The organism is Microtetraspora fusca, assembly GCF_001570365.1.
In the GTDB taxonomy this organism is placed as follows: Bacteria; Actinomycetota; Actinomycetes; order Streptosporangiales; family Streptosporangiaceae; genus Microtetraspora; species Microtetraspora fusca.
Window position 1 is genome coordinate 85,867 of the sequence record NZ_BBYK01000060.1, and the last position, 12,952, is coordinate 98,818.

Here is a 12,952-nt window from a genome sequence, read left to right on the forward strand (position 1 = left end):
GTTTCAGTTTCCGGTGCTCGGGCCCGGCGGCCTGGTGCTCCGGACCCACTTGCCATCGGGCACCGTGGGCTGAGCACCGACCCTGCTAACACAGACGCTAACAACGGCCCTGGACGATGGTGGACGGTGCCGGACTTGGCACTTGCAGAGGGTGCCTCTGGCCAGGGCTCCATGCCAGCCCTGGACGTTCGTGGACATCTCGATTACTCCTCGTAATGTGTAGGTCAAGGGTTCGATTCCCTTAGGCGGCTCCATCAATGATCAGGGCGTTTCCCGTCCGGGAGACGCCCTGTGATCGTTTCGGGTTGCAGTCGTCGCACCGGGACCACTCTCTAAATGACCTCGAACGTGTACTGCGGACGGAGTACACCATCCGCGGTAACGGGATCGGCGTAGCGCCTACCGCTGCACGACGACGCGGGGGAGCCTGATCACGAGTATTGAGCGCAACGCTCAATGACTCGAGGAGAGATGATGCCAGCCGAGAATCCCCGTACGGATGGAGCTCTGGCGGGACTGGCCCGGTTCTGTTACCGGCGCCGCCGCCTGGTCCTCCTGACCTGGATCGTCGGTGTGATCGCAGTGGCGTTCGTCGGCTTCGGCTACGGCGCCGCCCCCGACAACGACTTCTCCGGCGGAACCTCGGACTCCGCCAAGGCGCAGGCGCTGATCGAGAAGCACTTCCCCGAGCGGCAAGGGGACACGCTCACTCTTGCGATCAAGGCGGAAAAGGGGATCGACGACGCTGCCGCCCGTCAAAAGATCGAGAAGGTCCTCACCGATCTGGCGACCTCACCCGTTGTAGGACCGGTTACCTCGCCATATCAGGACAAGAGCCTGGTGACGCAGGATCGTCGTATCGCCCGTACGACCATCCCGCTGACCCGAAAGGAGGTGGACAAGACCGCGGTCAAGCCCCTGGTGGACATGGTCAAGAACGCCTCCGGTGACGGCGTGACGCTGGCGCTGGGCGGGACTCAGGCGGAAAAGGCCGAGACACCCCCGCAGGGTTCGTCTGAGAGCGTGGGCATCGTGGCGGCAGCGGTGATCTTGTTCATCGCCTTCGGGTCACTTGTGGCGATGGGCCTGCCGATCGTGACCGCACTGCTGGCGATCGCCGCCGGCATCGCCCTGATGAAGCTGGTGGGGTACCTGGTCCCCTCACCCGATTTCACCGCGATCCTCGCCGCGATGATCGGGCTGGGCGTCGGCATCGACTACGCACTGTTCATCGTGACCCGCTACAAGGACAGCCTGCAGGCCGGCGACGAGCCCGAGACCGCCACGGTCAAGGCCATCACAACGGCCGGTCACGCGGTCCTGTTCGCCGGCACGACCGTCGTGATCGCGCTGATGGGCCTGATCGTCATGGGACAGCGGCTGATGACCGGAGTGGCCGTCGCCACGTCGGTGATCGTGCTGGTCACGATGATCGCCGCGGTGACCCTGCTGCCGGCGTTCCTGGGCTTCACCGGTCACAAGATCAACTCGCTACGCCTGCCCCGCCGCCAGAAGTTCGCCAGTGCCGCGTCCCGAGAGCGCCGGACCATCGCCGAGCGCTGGGCCGGCGTCGTGCAGCGCAAGCCGCTGGTCGCCGCGATACTTGCCGGCGCGGTCCTGGTGGTGCTGGCCGCCCCCACGCTGTCGATGCGGCTGAGCAACCCCGACGCCAGTGTCCAGCCCCACGACAGGAGCAGCTACACCTCATACGAGATTCTCTCCGAGGGCTTCGGCCCCGGCTACGGCGCACCCCTGATCTTCGCCACCGAGGTCGGCTCCAACGACACCGATCTGCGTCCCGTCATCGAAGCGGTCGGCATGACCGAGGGCATCGCCTACGCCACGCCGCCTCAGGTCAGCAAGGACGGGCAGGCCGCGATCTTCATGGCCTTCCCCAAGACCGGATACCAGGACAAGGCGACCGCGGACCTGGTGCACCACCTGCGCGACGACGTGCTGCCCAAGGCGCCCGGCGGTGAAGGGGTCTACGTCGGCGGCCCGAACGCCGGCACGATCGACATGGCCGATGACATCAGCTCGCGCCTGCCCCTGATGATCGCGGTCGTCGTCGCGGTGTCCCTGGTACTGCTGATCGCGCTGGTCCGGTCGGTCACGATCGCGCTGCAGGCCGCCGTCATGAACCTGCTGTCGATCGGCGCCGCCTACGGCGTGCTCGTCGCGGTCGTCCAGTGGGGATGGCTGGGCTCGGCCCTCGGTTTCCCCACCGCCATGCCGATCACGACCTGGGTGCCGATGATGATCTTCCCGGTCCTGTTCGGCCTGTCCATGGACTACGAGGTCTTCCTGATCTCGCGGGTCCGTGAGGAGTACGAGCGCACCGGCGACACCCGGACGGCCGTCGCCAGCGGGATGGCGCGGACCGCCAAGGTCATCACGGCCGCGGCCGCCATCATGGTCGCCGTCTTCACGACCTCCCTGCTCGGCCCCGACGTCGCGGTCAAGCAGGGAGGTCTGGGCATGGCCGTCGCCGTGCTCATCGACGCCACCATCATCCGGATGATCCTCGTCCCCGCGGTGATGGAACTGTGCGGCAAGGCCAACTGGTGGATGCCCGGACGCCGGGCACCGAAGGTGACCTCGGTTCCCCCGGCCGAGATCGTGGAAGAGGCCAGGGTCTGACTCTTCCTCGACCTACGGCGAGCGATGCCGCCACCGCCGGACGAAACCGCATCCACCTGACCGTCGACGACCTCGATGCCGAGATCGACTGACCGCACAGCACGGGCTGGGTTATGGCCGGCCCGTTCCCCGCTCCGCCGGCTGGGGCGCAGGTCCGCTGGGACGACGGGTCCACGATGCCGGTCCCCATGATCGGATCTCGAGAGGCGCTGATGGCTCCGTCCCCCTGGCCGGAGGAGTACACCGTCCCCGACGACGAGGAGCACAAGCAGACGGCGCCACCTCGCGAATGCAACTGGAGACCGTACACGGCATCAAGACCACCTACTGATCAGTCCCACCACATGACGACCGCCAGTCGACGACGGGCAGCCTCCTCGTAGAAGTCGAGTAGTGCGGCAAAGTGCCTGGCCACATAGCCGCGAGGGTCCGCCATCGCCCCAGTGCTTTGACCAAGCGCTTCCCAGCCGTCGATGGGAAGGGAGGCCAAGACCGTATCGGGGACGAGCCCGCGAAGGGTCCCGGCGACGTGGAGGACGGCAGGTCCCTCAAGGGCGCTGACGGGATGCTCCCATATCGCGCCGGCGTAGTGACGGTAAGCCGGATTGACCTCCGCGTCACCGTCGAGGGAACGCCGCAACGCGACGAGGTACTCGGAACCACTGGCCAGTTCGCAGGCCCGGAGCAAGGGCGCGGGCGCCCAGTCCAGATCGAGATGATCCGCGCGAGGAGTCAGTTCGAAGGAGCAGAGCCGGTCCAGTTCCTCGACCGACCGGCGGCAGGCAGCAAGCTGAGCGTCGGGAACCCGAACGAGCTGCTGCGTAACCGCCACGCTGCGAGCCTGCCAGGCCAGCCGTCCTGATTGAAAACAACTTTTCTTCTCGGCGTTTAAGGCAGATCGCCAGCCGGCCGGGCATGCGGCCTGTGTTCGCCCGCCGAGGCGGCCTATAAAGTACGGGCCAGCCGACCAGGAGCGGGCATGATCAAGTCATACCAGTTCGGGCGCAAAGCCGCCGTCGTCGTGACGCTGTACGGCATCGCCCTCGTCGCTGTGGCTTCGGGCGTTCTTGTGGCGCTGCTCTCCGGTAAGGACGGTGTCGTGCTCTGGCCCCTCGTGCTGGGGGTGCCCCTGGGCTGGCCGTTGCTGTGGGCTCCGATCGACAACGGCCTGGTGCTTTGGGCCTGTTTCCTCGCACTCGGCGTGGTTCAGGGATGGCTGATCTGGAGGTTGTGCCGGGGCCCCCGTTCCAGGCCCGAAGGCTCGCAATGATCGTGCCGGTGGTCTCCTGGTCCGCTGTCGCTCTTCGTTCGGCCTTGGTCAAGAGGGCGGTGCGCGCTCTATGGAGTCGGCCTGCTGCCGCCCCCTGAAACCGCCGGCCCGTTGCGCTTCGCGGCGGGTCGATGGCGAAGGAGAGACCAGGGCGCCTAACACGAGGCGAGGACGAGAAGCCTCCCGGCCAATGGCGCCCTGCTTGCGCGCCGGCGATTCAACACTTGGGACGCCGACTTCGTCTGAGTGGTGAATACCGAGGAAAGGCGAAGGCAATTGGACGACGACTCCCGCTTCGCGGACTTCGTCGCCGCACGGGCCGATGCGCTGCTGCGTTACGGCTACGTGCTCAGCGGCGATCCCCACGATGCGGCCGATCTCACCCAGGAGGCGCTCCTCCGGCTGCATCGTGCGTGGTCGCGGGTGTACCGCAAGGACAACCCGGAGAGCTACACCAGAAGAATCATGGCCCGGCTGCACATCAGCGTGTGGCGGCGGGGCCGTCGTGAACGGCTCTTCTGGGACCTGCCCGATCAGGCGCATCTGGACACGCTGCCCTCGGAAGCGGAACAGGACCTCTGGCAGGCGCTGAAAGGCCTGCCCCGCAAGCAGCGGGCCGTACTCGTCCTGCGGTACTACGAGCAACTGACCGACGCGGAGATCGCAACCGTGCTCGGCGTCTCCCGAGGGACGGTTCGCAGCCACGCCTCGCTGGGCCTGAGCAAGCTCCGCTCCTCTGTGCCACACCCCACCGCTACCGAAGGGAGCGCCTCATGAACGAGCACCTGGAGGAGATGCTCCGCAGCGCTCTCGGCCACGCATCCGAGCTGGCACCGCAGGCGCCGAACAACCTGTCCACGCACATCGTGCGCAGGTCCCGGGTGCGCCGGATACGCGCGCAGGCCCTGCTCGCGGCCGCCGCGGTGGTGGTGATCGCGGGCGGGGTGGCGGTGGCCGTACGCGGCGCCGGACACGATGCCACGGCGGTCAATCCGAGCGTGACGCCGTCTCCCACAGCGACGGAGACGAGGATCCCCGCCTCTGTCGAGAAGGTCTGGCCCGAGGCGGTATGGAAGATCCCGGTCAAGCTGCCCGGCGGACGCAAATTCAACCCCCGGGGCTTCGTCGACGACCACACACTGCTGCTGGAGACCTGGGAGAGCTTCGAGAAGGCCAACGCCATCTACGCGTACGACCTGGACAGCGATCGCGTCCGCAAGATCACGAACATCCGTACGCCGAAGGGGGTGTACGCGTCAGGCTACGCGGCGGGCGGCGGGCGGATCGTCTGGCAGACGATCGACGTGGTGCACGGCAAGCCCGTCACCTCGTTCTGGTGGGCCCCCGTTTCCGGAGGGGAGGTGACGGCCGTCGCAACCGAGCGGGCGGTCAAGGGGAGCGGCGACAAACTCACCGTGGTCGGCGACAGGCTGGCCTTCAGCCTTCTCGAAGGCGGCGTCTTCACCGTTCCTCTCGACGGTGGGGCCGTCGAGCCGGTCGCGGGTGCGGCAGGGCACCACATCCTGCGCTGGCCGTGGGTGGGCACCCCGGGCCTGTACACGCCGGAGGGCGAGGCGAGCTTCCAGGAACTGCTCAACGTCGAGACCGGGGAGACGAGCAGGGCGGTCGTCCATCCGGAGGAGCAGAACGTAAGGTGCGGCGTGACGACGTGCACCGGCACCAGAGGCGATCACACGGCCTTCTACCGGTTGCGCGACGGTTCACAGGAACGCCCCCTGACCCGGTCCTCGATGTCCGGACTCGCCCGGGACCGCTTCCTGACCCCCTTTCTGCCGAATCCGCCAGGCGGTCAGGCCCTGTACGACCTGGTCACCGGCAAGTCGGGAGACCTGGGCCTGCGCCCGAACGTGAAAGGCCAGTCGTTCGCGGTCGAACTCGGCTTCGGAGACGGACGAATGGTGGCGTACCCGCTGGGAAGCGAGTACGTGATCATCGATCTCGCGAAGATCCGGTGAACGCGTCACCTCGACGGGCGGCCGGGTGGGCGGTGTCTCCGCCCCCGACCTGATGAGACATGGATCTCGTACAGGCGGCCGACCGAGATCGACCCGAGCCGTCCCCGTCCCACCTGCCCAAGTGGAGATCGTGCCAGGGCCCGATGGCTCGTCCTGATCGTTGCGGCGGCGGCCCGGTCCGCTGCCGCTCTTCGGCCGGCCGTTGGTTACGGGGTGCGGGGCGCGCTCTCTGGAGTCGACCGCCTGTCGCACCCGTAGAAGCCCGTCCCCCAGGCTCTGTTGAGCGCGGCCGGTACGGTCGGCTCGCATACCCGTGCGTCAAAGTCGCCTTGGTACTTCCAAGGACCGGTGCCCATTTGTGCCCTGGGGAGGAGGAGCGGCCCGGTATGACCATGCTGTGCCACCGAATCAGGTCGGCGGTCCGTCGAGGCGCATTGGGAGCGCCTCAACGACCTGCAAGAACGCTCACGTGCCTGGGCCGAGGCCCGCCACGCCGCGCCCTGACGCGAAGTGCTCGGCGGCAACCGGCGGCAACCGGTCGTGTCGGCCGCTCCGGGTCACGCACCTCGGCGAAGGTCGCCCCCGTACGGCGAATGCGGTCAGGAGCGCTGCACCACGCTGAGGAGGAACGCGGTGTCCTCCAGCGCCTCTACGCTGTGCCGTGCCTGCGGGATGACCAGCAGGTCGTCGGCGCGCCCCTCCCAGGAATCGTCGCCGCTGCGCAGCACCAGCCGCCCGCGCAGGACGAGCAGCGTCGCTTCGCCGGGGTTCTCGTGCTCCGCCAGGGAGGCGCCGGCGGCGAGGGTGAGCAGGGTCTGGCGCAGGACGTGCTCGTGCCCGCCGTAGACCGTCTCCGCGCTGCGTCCCGCCGATCGGGTCGCCGCTCGCTCCAGGTGGTCGCGGACCAGAGCGTCGAGTGAGATCTTTCGCATGGCGCACAGTGTGCCAGGAGCCCACACGGCGACGCTGTCCCTGGGCTGCGACGTCCCTGAGCTGCGCGGACGTAGAGTTCTCGCATGCGCCCACCGCTGCCGGGGCCGCTGGCCGACCTGGCTCCGATCCTTCACGAGTACGGCTACGCCGCGGTCGCGGGGCTGATCCTCCTGGAGGACTTCGGCGTCCCCGCTCCGGGCGAGACCATCCTCATAGCCGCCGCGGTCTACGCGGGCGCCGGGCATCTCAACATCATCCTTGTCGCCGTGGTCGCCCTGGCGGCGGCCATCGTCGGTGACAACATCGGTTACCTCATCGGCAGGGTCGGGGGCCGCAGGCTCATCCGCCGCTGGGGGCGCTACGTCCTGATCACCCCGGAGCGCTTCCACGCGACCGAGCGGTTCTTCCTGCGCCACGGAGCGAAGATCGTGGTGATCGCCCGGTTCGTCGAGGGGCTGCGCCAGGTCAACGGCATCGTCGCGGGCACCACTGGCATGCCGTGGCGTCGCTTTCTTGTGTGCAATGCCATCGGCGCCGTCCTGTGGGTGGGCGTCTGGGCGGGCGCGGCGTACTTCGCCGGGAAGAGGATCGGCGTCATCTACAGCACGATCGGCCGCTACCAGAACTACGCCTGGATCGCCCTCGGCCTCGCGGTCGCCGCCTTCGTCGGCTGGCGTCTGGTGCGCCACCTGCGCCGCCGCAAAGCATGACGGCGACGCGTGGCCGAAATTCCGTTGCCCGCCGTACCCGAAGGGCAGGACGATCGCGGGATGGACGAAGAACGCAAAATCATGGCAGGCGCGGTCAGCTACTACGAAGGTGTCAGAGACGGACGCCCCTGGGCGGACCAGGTCGAGGTGATCGGCCCGGGCGCCGCCGACGCCATCATGTCCGGAATGCGCGGCTGGGCGGTCTCGGCTTCGCCGGAGCTGGCGGAGGAGCTGGTCGCGCGGGGCGCACGTGTGTTGCGGCACGCCCACGTCATGTCCTGTGACCTGGAGAAGGTGGAGCCGACCGAGGTCGAAGCACCGGAGGGCTTCCGGTTCGTGCCCTGTGACCGAACCCCGGAGCAGGTGCTACCGGCGATCCTCGCGGCCTACCCGCCCGGCCATCCCGACCGCCCCACCGACGACGATGAAAGGATCGGCAAGGAGCTCGCTCCCCTGCTGGAGGGGCGGTTGATCGGGCCGGTCCTGCCGTGCAGCCTCCTCGTCGTGGACTCTGGTGACACGGTGGTCGCGGGAGTCGTGGTCAACGACTTCCAAGGAGTGCCCTGGATCTCCCATGCGTTCCGCCACCCGGCCGAGACGCCGCCCGGGACCGGCGCGCTCACCCTGCGAGCCGTCCAGGTACGGGCCGCCCGGTCTGGGCTCGCCGCGCTCGGGCTGGCCGTTACTCACGCCAACCCGGCGAAACGGATCTACGAGCGCCTCGGTTTCGTGGTGACCGAAACTTCGATGACCGTCGTCGTCTGATCGCCCGACGACCGGGGATCAAGGAGACAGGGTGATGCGCACCCCGACCGTGCCGGCGCGGCCCCGCCGCAGCCTGCTTCCCCAGATGGTCAGCCTGCCGACGAGCCCGTACTTCTTCATCACCAGCTCACGGACGTGATCTCCCTGCTCGGGCGGCAGCAGTTCGGCTCTGGCCGGCACCGCGTCACCGCGTAGTCGGCCCCGTACATCGCACGGCGCCACCGTGACCTGCGGATTGCGGCGGATGCGCTTCACCTTGCCGGAGTCGGCGACGGTCCAAACGACCAGCGCGTCGCCGTCGCGCATCACCCAGACCGGCGTCGGGACCGGAGTACCGTCGCGCCGCAGCGTCACCAGCGACACGTACTGTTCCGCGCCGAGCCGTTCAACGGTTGTCATGCCAGCACCGTACGCGCCGCCCGCCCCTGCCCTGGGCAATCGCCTGCGCGGGACGCGAGGAGGGGAGGCGTCGCGGGACACGTCGAGGTCGGCCACCTCACGTGTGAGCGATGACCTGCTGGAGCGTCGGTCCGGTCCTCGTTGAGAGCCGGACAGGGAGGTAGTCGCCGCAGCGCTTCTCCATCGAGGAGTACTCGGTCGCCGACGGTGCCAAGTTGCGCACGCTGTTCAGCGCGGAGAACGCCACCGGAACGGTCGCCAGGTGGACCCTGATCCGCTACGACGCCACGCGGTATCTCCTGATCAAGGGCAACATGTACTCCGTTGAGCAGGTTGGATGATGGTCAGGTGGCCGTCCTCGTCCGCCCGGAGGCCGGCGGCGAGCGTTCTCCGGGCCCCGATTCCCCCGACGCGTCGCCACGGGAGATGTTCGCGGCCTGGCAGCCGGGCCGGGAAATTGGGATGCCCGGTGACGAGACGGGACGATAGCCTGCGCGGAACGCGAGGAGGGAAGCGCCGTGGGACACGTCGAGATCGGGCATCTGACCTATGTGCTGCCCGATGGGCGGCCGTTGCTTGATGACGTGTCGTTCCGCATCGGAGAGGGCGTCAAGGCGGCGCTCGTCGGGCCCAACGGCGCGGGCAAGACGACGCTGATGCGGCTCATCGCGGGCGATCTCCAGCCGGTGGAGGGCACCGTGGCCCACTCCGGCGGGCTGGGCGTGATGCGGCAGTTCATCGGCAGCATCCGTGACGGCCGCACCGTCCACGACCTGCTGCTCGGCGTCGCGCCCGTCCGGGTCAGGGAGGCGGCGGCCCGCCTGGACGCGGCCGAGCTCGTGATGATGGAGCGGGACGACGAGAAGGCGCAGATGCGCTACGCCCAGGCGATCACCGACTACACGGACGCCGGCGGCTACGACATCGAGGTCCTGTGGGACACCTGCACCATGGCCGCCCTCGGCGTGCCGTACGACAGGTGCAAATATCGCGAGGTCAACACGCTGTCCGGCGGCGAGCAGAAGCGGCTGGTGCTGGAGGCGCTGCTCCGCGGCCCCGACCAGACCCTGCTGCTTGACGAGCCCGACAACTACCTCGATGTGCCGGGCAAGCTCTGGCTGGAGCAGGCGCTGCGGGAGACGCCGAAGACGGTCCTGCTCGTCTCCCACGACCGGCAGTTGCTGGCCAACGCGGCGGACCGGATCGTCACCGTCGAGTCCGGCAACATCTGGGTCCACGGCGGCGGGTTCGGGACGTACGCCGAGGCGCGCAAGGAGCGCAACGAGCGCCTGGACGAGCTGCGCCGCCGCTGGGACGAGGAGCACGCCAAGCTCAAGCGCCTTGTGGTCATGCTGAAGAACAAGGCGACCTACAACGACGGCATGGCCAGCGCCTACCACGCGGCGCAGACGCGGCTGCGCAGGTTCGAGGAGGCGGGGCCGCCCGAGCTCGCGCCCAAGGACCAGCTCATCAACATGCGCCTGCGCGGCGGCCGCACCGGCAAACGCGCCGTCATCTGCGAGAACCTCGAACTCACCGGCCTGATGAAGCCGTTCGACCTGGAGGTCTGGTACGGCGAGCGCGTCGCCGTGCTCGGCTCGAACGGCTCGGGCAAGTCGCACTTCCTCCGGCTGGTCGCCGGAGAGGCGGTACGGCACACAGGTGTGGGCAGGCTCGGCGCCCGCGTCGTTCCCGGGCACTTCGCCCAGACGCACTCCAGACCCGAACTGCTGAAGCGGACGCCGTGCGAGATCGTCATGACCGAGCACGCCAAGCTCAAGAACGAGGCGATGAAGGCGCTCGCCCGCTACGAACTGGCGGGCGGCATCGCCGAGCAGCGGTTCGAGACGCTGTCGGGCGGCCAGCAGGCGCGGCTGCAGATCCTCCTGCTCGAACTGTCGGGCGCCACGCTGCTGCTGCTCGACGAGCCGACGGACAACCTCGACCTGGCCAGCGCCGAGGCGTTGCAGGCCGGTCTGAACGCCTTCGACGGCACCGTGCTCGCCGTGACCCACGACCGGTGGTTCGCCGCGGACTTCGACCGCTTCCTGGTCTTCGGATCGGACGGGCGGGTATATGAGGCTCCTGAGCCCGTTTGGGACGAGACCCGGGTGGTCCGCCCGAGGTAGGCGAAGATCCTAAAGAGTTCGTACGGCTCGCGCGTGTCCGTTGGGTCGCGTCCCATTCACCGGGTTATGACGGCTAAGTGACTCAGCGCAGCCGCATGGCAGCAGGAATGGCCCTCGTCGTCGTGGTCGTGGCGGCGGGGTGCAGTGATGAAACGAGCGAGAACAAGAAGCAGCTCGCTCCGCTCACGCTGAAGGAGCAGGCGTCCTCGATCGACAAGTCGAGCAACGGATACCTGGTGACCTGGTCGGGTGTGCTCGGCAACGCCAACCGGTGGCACTTCGGGGAGAACGCGGTCGCCCTGATCAGCGCCCGCGACGGCTCCGGCAAGGAGGTGCTCCGCATGGAGCAGCCGCTGGACGCCGTCCCGCCGGGCCGTTCCCTGGCGTTCACCGGACAGGCGGTGGCGAAGGTCAAGCCCGAGAGCGTGAAGATCGACTACCGCCCCGCGTCATGGCGCCAGGCGGCTCGGATTCCGTCGGCGTTCCGCCGGTTCCCGGTGTCCGACGTGGCGACGGAGAAGCTGGATCCCGGCTCCTACCTCGTCACCGGATACATCAGCGACCCGTTCCGCAAGGTCGCGAACAGCCTGGTCGTCACCGCGCTGCTCCGTGACGAGGCCGGCCGGCTGCTCGGGGGCGGCACGACCTTCGTCGACGACGTCCGGTCCGATCTCAAACGGCGTTTCGTCATCACCGCGAGCGGCGTCAAGGGGAAGGTCACCGACACCGACGTCACGGTCCGGACCTGGGGCGCGACGGCGAAGCCGTACGAGCAACTGGTCGCGGGCGGGACGGTCCCCGTCAACGTGACCAAGCCCACGACCAAGCCGTTCGTCAAGGATCGCGGGTATCCGCCGATAGGCGATCGGCGGCCATGAAGGGCGTCGTGACCGTCCCGGAGCCCAGGATCGGTGCCGACCCACTGTGGATCTTGAATTCCGAGGCGGGTTACCGTAACGGCATGACCACCTCCCGGATCGTGCTGTTCGGGGCCACCGGGTTCACCGGCAGGCTCACGGCGCAGGCGCTGCTGATGCTGGGCGCCCGGCCGCTCCTCGTCGGGCGCGACCAGACCCGGCTGGACGCGTTCGCCGCGTCGCTGCCGGTGGCGCTCCCCACGGCGGTCGCCGACGCCGGCCGGTCCGAGTCACTGGCCCGGCTGCTCAACTCCGGCGACGTCCTGATCTCCACGGTCGGCCCCTTCACCCGGTGGGGCGAGGGCGCGGTCGCCGCCGCCACCGAGGCGGGCGCGATCTACCTCGACTCGGCCGGCGAACCGACGTTCATCAAGCGCATCTTCCAGCGGTACGGCCCGGCCGCCGCGACCCGGCAGGCCGCGCTGATCACCGCCTTCGGGTACGACTACGTGCCCGGCAACGTCGCCGCCGCGCTGGCGCTGCGGGAGGCGGGAGCCGACGCGGTCCGGGTCGACGTCGGCTACTTCGTCCGGGGCAACATGGCCAAGCGCGCCAGCGCCGGGACCAGGGCCTCCGCCCTCGGCGTCGTCCTCGAGCCCATGTACGGCTTCCGCGAGGGCCGCATCGTCCGCGAACACGGCCGCACCCGCCAGTTCACCGTGGGCGGGCGGCGCCGCCACGGCATCTCGATGGGCGCCTCGGAGCATTTCGCGCTGCCGCGGGCGTTCCCGGGGCTGCGCGAGGTGAACGTCTACCTCGGCTGGCTTGGCGGCCTGACGCGCGCGGCGGGGGTGCTGGCCAAGGCGACGCCGGTGCTGGCCGCGCTGCCCGGCGCCAAACGGGTGACGGAGGCGATGGCCGACCGGGTGATCCGGCTCGGCAACCGCGGCAAGCCCGTCGATGTCGGCATCTCATCCCAGACGGTGGCGGAGGCGTACAACAAGGACGGCCGCCTGCTGGCCTCGGTGCAGCTCGACGGGGGCGACCCGTACGACTTCACCGCCCGCATCCTGGCCTGGGCGGCGACCACCGCGCTGGCCGATGGCGTGCAGGGCACGGGGGCACTCGGGCCGGTCGAGGCGTTCGGGCTGGACGCCCTGCTCGAGGGCTGCTCCGGCGCCGGGTTGCACCTTTCGCCCGCCTAGCGATAATTGTCGCCACATGCCACTGAATACGGGAATTGCCGCCGGGAAAATCAGTGACGGGCCGCCGC

13 protein-coding genes are annotated in these 12,952 nt (G+C 68.8%); 10 read left to right on the top strand and 3 right to left on the bottom strand.

Annotation, left to right across the window (positions count from 1 at the left end):
- Window positions 1-474 precede the first annotated feature (474 nt).
- Entirely contained in the window at window positions 475-2,640 is a 2,166-nt protein-coding gene (locus AWQ68_RS28220) for an MMPL family transporter (protein WP_157545823.1), read from the top strand.
- A 331-nt stretch (window positions 2,641-2,971) separates the two neighbouring features.
- Here the strand turns inward: AWQ68_RS28220 and AWQ68_RS28225 are convergent, their stop codons facing one another.
- Window positions 2,972-3,472, bottom strand: a complete 501-nt coding sequence (locus AWQ68_RS28225) for a hypothetical protein (protein WP_066945679.1) — start codon at window positions 3,470-3,472, stop codon at window positions 2,972-2,974.
- Between the two features lie 147 nt (window positions 3,473-3,619).
- Here AWQ68_RS28225 and AWQ68_RS28230 point away from each other — a divergent pair, with 147 nt between their 5' ends.
- The 3 genes from AWQ68_RS28230 to AWQ68_RS28240 all read left to right on the top strand — a co-directional run bounded on the left by AWQ68_RS28230 (window position 3,620) and on the right by AWQ68_RS28240 (window position 5,886).
- On the top strand, window positions 3,620-3,910 hold the full coding sequence (locus AWQ68_RS28230) for a hypothetical protein (protein WP_066945681.1): 291 nt from the start codon (window positions 3,620-3,622) through the stop codon (window positions 3,908-3,910).
- Window positions 3,911-4,186: 276 nt separating this feature from the next.
- On the top strand, window positions 4,187-4,687 hold the full coding sequence (locus AWQ68_RS28235) for a SigE family RNA polymerase sigma factor (protein ID WP_066945684.1): 501 nt from the start codon (window positions 4,187-4,189) through the stop codon (window positions 4,685-4,687).
- The gene (locus tag AWQ68_RS28240) at window positions 4,684-5,886 is read left to right on the top strand and encodes a TolB-like translocation protein (RefSeq protein WP_066945687.1); all 1,203 of its coding nucleotides are present in this window, start codon (window positions 4,684-4,686) and stop codon (window positions 5,884-5,886) included. The genes AWQ68_RS28235 and AWQ68_RS28240 overlap by 4 nt, the downstream gene beginning before the upstream one ends.
- Before the next feature lie 599 nt (window positions 5,887-6,485).
- Here AWQ68_RS28240 and AWQ68_RS28245 read toward each other — a convergent pair.
- On the bottom strand, window positions 6,486-6,818 hold the full coding sequence (locus AWQ68_RS28245; protein ID WP_066945690.1) for a cupin domain-containing protein: 333 nt from the start codon (window positions 6,816-6,818) through the stop codon (window positions 6,486-6,488).
- An 84-nt stretch (window positions 6,819-6,902) separates the two neighbouring features.
- Between AWQ68_RS28245 and AWQ68_RS28250 the strand changes: the two genes are divergently transcribed.
- Together AWQ68_RS28250 and AWQ68_RS28255 are read left to right on the top strand one after the other, a co-directional pair.
- Window positions 6,903-7,529 (top strand): DedA family protein, encoded by a 627-nt coding sequence (locus AWQ68_RS28250; RefSeq protein WP_066945692.1) that lies wholly within the window; start codon window positions 6,903-6,905, stop codon window positions 7,527-7,529.
- Window positions 7,530-7,589: 60 nt separating this feature from the next.
- Window positions 7,590-8,294 carry an N-acetyltransferase gene (locus AWQ68_RS28255; protein ID WP_066945694.1) on the top strand — a complete coding sequence of 235 codons (705 nt, stop codon included), beginning with the start codon at window positions 7,590-7,592 and terminating at the stop codon, window positions 8,292-8,294.
- An 18-nt stretch (window positions 8,295-8,312) separates the two neighbouring features.
- Here AWQ68_RS28255 and AWQ68_RS28260 read toward each other — a convergent pair whose 3' ends face one another.
- Complete coding sequence (locus tag AWQ68_RS28260; protein WP_066945697.1) at window positions 8,313-8,693, bottom strand: PPOX class F420-dependent oxidoreductase; 381 nt, start codon at window positions 8,691-8,693, stop codon at window positions 8,313-8,315.
- Between the two features lie 215 nt (window positions 8,694-8,908).
- Between AWQ68_RS28260 and AWQ68_RS45820 the strand changes: the two genes are divergently transcribed.
- The 4 genes from AWQ68_RS45820 (at window position 8,909) to AWQ68_RS28275 (ending at window position 12,884) form a co-directional block, all read left to right on the top strand.
- Window positions 8,909-9,034: a hypothetical protein gene (locus AWQ68_RS45820; protein ID WP_281217756.1), complete on the top strand. Its 126-nt coding sequence runs from the start codon at window positions 8,909-8,911 to the stop codon at window positions 9,032-9,034.
- A gap of 177 nt (window positions 9,035-9,211) precedes the next feature.
- Window positions 9,212-10,822, top strand: coding sequence for an ABC-F family ATP-binding cassette domain-containing protein (locus tag AWQ68_RS28265; RefSeq protein ID WP_066945700.1), 1,611 nt, complete (start codon window positions 9,212-9,214; stop codon window positions 10,820-10,822).
- 95 nt (window positions 10,823-10,917) lie between these two features.
- Window positions 10,918-11,700, top strand: a complete 783-nt coding sequence (locus AWQ68_RS28270; protein ID WP_245656156.1) for a hypothetical protein — start codon at window positions 10,918-10,920, stop codon at window positions 11,698-11,700.
- 83 nt (window positions 11,701-11,783) lie between these two features.
- A complete protein-coding gene (locus AWQ68_RS28275) occupies window positions 11,784-12,884 on the top strand; it encodes a saccharopine dehydrogenase NADP-binding domain-containing protein (protein WP_066945849.1) in 1,101 nt (366 codons plus the stop codon).
- Window positions 12,885-12,952 lie beyond the last annotated feature (68 nt).

Excerpts from the sequence above, each read along its gene's own strand:
- AWQ68_RS28220 (WP_157545823.1), top strand. The coding sequence starts at position 475 with ATGCCAGCCGAGAATCCCCGTACGGATGGAGCTCTGGCGGGACTGGCC.
- AWQ68_RS28230 (WP_066945681.1), top strand. The coding sequence starts at position 3,620 with ATGATCAAGTCATACCAGTTCGGGCGCAAAGCCGCCGTCGTCGTGACG.
- AWQ68_RS28240 (WP_066945687.1), top strand. The coding sequence starts at position 4,684 with ATGAACGAGCACCTGGAGGAGATGCTCCGCAGCGCTCTCGGCCACGCA.
- AWQ68_RS28245 (WP_066945690.1), bottom strand. The coding sequence starts at position 6,818 with ATGCGAAAGATCTCACTCGACGCTCTGGTCCGCGACCACCTGGAGCGA.
- AWQ68_RS28250 (WP_066945692.1), top strand. The coding sequence starts at position 6,903 with ATGCGCCCACCGCTGCCGGGGCCGCTGGCCGACCTGGCTCCGATCCTT.
- AWQ68_RS28255 (WP_066945694.1), top strand. The coding sequence starts at position 7,590 with ATGGACGAAGAACGCAAAATCATGGCAGGCGCGGTCAGCTACTACGAA.
- AWQ68_RS28260 (WP_066945697.1), bottom strand. The coding sequence starts at position 8,693 with ATGACAACCGTTGAACGGCTCGGCGCGGAACAGTACGTGTCGCTGGTG.
- AWQ68_RS28270 (WP_245656156.1), top strand. The coding sequence starts at position 10,918 with ATGGCAGCAGGAATGGCCCTCGTCGTCGTGGTCGTGGCGGCGGGGTGC.
- AWQ68_RS28275 (WP_066945849.1), top strand. The coding sequence starts at position 11,784 with ATGACCACCTCCCGGATCGTGCTGTTCGGGGCCACCGGGTTCACCGGC.